Source organism: Microcoleus sp. CZ3-B2, assembly GCF_036705055.1.
Taxonomy (GTDB): domain Bacteria; phylum Cyanobacteriota; class Cyanobacteriia; order Cyanobacteriales; family Microcoleaceae; genus Microcoleus.
Window position 1 is genome coordinate 103,414 of record NZ_JAUBTN010000019.1, and the last position, 1,416, is coordinate 104,829.

1 protein-coding gene and 1 pseudogene are annotated in these 1,416 nt (G+C 46.8%); both read left to right on the forward strand.

The window, feature by feature from the left end; all coding sequences use genetic code 11:
- Positions 1–357, forward strand: a pseudogene (locus QUA97_RS11600) (ATP-binding cassette domain-containing protein); the annotation flags it as partial.
- Between the two features lie 48 nt (positions 358–405).
- Positions 406–1,197, forward strand: a complete 792-nt coding sequence (locus QUA97_RS11605) for an ABC transporter permease (protein WP_194012477.1) — start codon at positions 406–408, stop codon at positions 1,195–1,197.
- The last annotated feature ends 219 nt before the right edge of the window (positions 1,198–1,416 follow it).

Here is a 1,416-nt window from a genome sequence, read left to right on the forward strand (position 1 = left end):
CCAGAACCGATTGTTGAAAATCTCGAAATTCCACAAATCCTAGAGTCGAGAGAAATTTATCAACCAGAACCGATTGTTGAAAATCTCGAAATTCCACAAATCCTAGAGTCGAGAGAAATTTATCAACCAGAACCGATTGTCGAAAATCTCGAAATTCCACAAATCGTAAAATCTAGACAACCTTCTCAACCAGAACCACCCCCAGTTGTAACAAACCGGAAGCTTAAAAAAAAGCCACAACCGACTAGCGATTCTCAACCAGAACCGCCACCCCTTACCAGAAAGCGACAAATAGAAAAAAATCCCCAAAATACCAAAGACAGCGAACCAAACCCACCAGCCGACAAAACAGAATGAACCAATTACCAACTACCCAATCCCCAATCCCCAATTCCCAGGTTAGTAATGATTAGTAATATCATCGCCATTTATCGCAAAGAACTCCAAAGCTATTTTGCATCGCCATTAGCATACGCCATCGCCGCCGTCTTTTGGCTGATTACCGGCTACTTCTTAATCGCCATTCTCCTCGCCCCCGACGGGTTAATTCCCCAAATCGCCCAGCGAGATCAAATGGGAATTACCGAACCTCCCATCGACGTAGCCTACGAATTTCTCCAACTATTTCTGCGAATCATGGGTTCCCTTTCACTGTTCGTGCTACCCGCACTTTCAATGGGACTTTACGCAGAAGAACGCAAGCGCGGAACCCTAGAACTTTTAGCCACATCGCCCTTAACAAACTGGGCCGTTGCTACCGGCAAACTCCTCGGCGTTTTGACATTTTACACCACAATGTTGTTGCCCCTGCTCTTCTGCGAGGCGATCGCCCTCAGTTCATCAACCCCACCCGTACCCGCCGGTGTCCTCCTGTTAGGACACGGCGGCCTCATCCTCCTAGCAGCAGCAGTATTGTCCCTCGGAATGTTTATTTCCTCCCTCACAGACAGCACAATTTTATCCGCCATCCTCACCTTCACTCTAGTATTATTTCTGTGGGTAATTGATGCCGCCGCCGTCGGTATTAGCGGCCCCTTCGGAGTCGCATTAGCACAGTTATCGCTACTAACACATTACACCAATCTTGTCAAGGGAGTTTTCGATACCAGCAGTTTAATTATGTTTGCCAGTTACATCATTCTAGGAGTATTTCTCACCGCCCAATCCATCGATGCCTTACGATATCAGCGTTCTTAGAAAGGGAAGGGAAAAGTGGGAGAGGGGGAGAGTGTGAGAGGGGGAGAGTGGGAGAGTGGGAGAGTGGGAGAGTGGGAGAGTGGGAGAATTGCTTAATTCCCAATCCCTCCGCTTCGCTCCGCCCAATTACTAATTCCCAATTCCCAATGACTAATGACTAATGACTAATGACTAATGACTAATGACTAATGACTAATGACTAATGACTAATGACTAATG

What these genes read in the sequence shown, in the direction of transcription:
- QUA97_RS11605 (WP_194012477.1), top strand. Translation starts at nt 406, where the DNA reads ATGATTAGTAATATCATCGCCATTTATCGCAAAGAACTCCAAAGCTAT.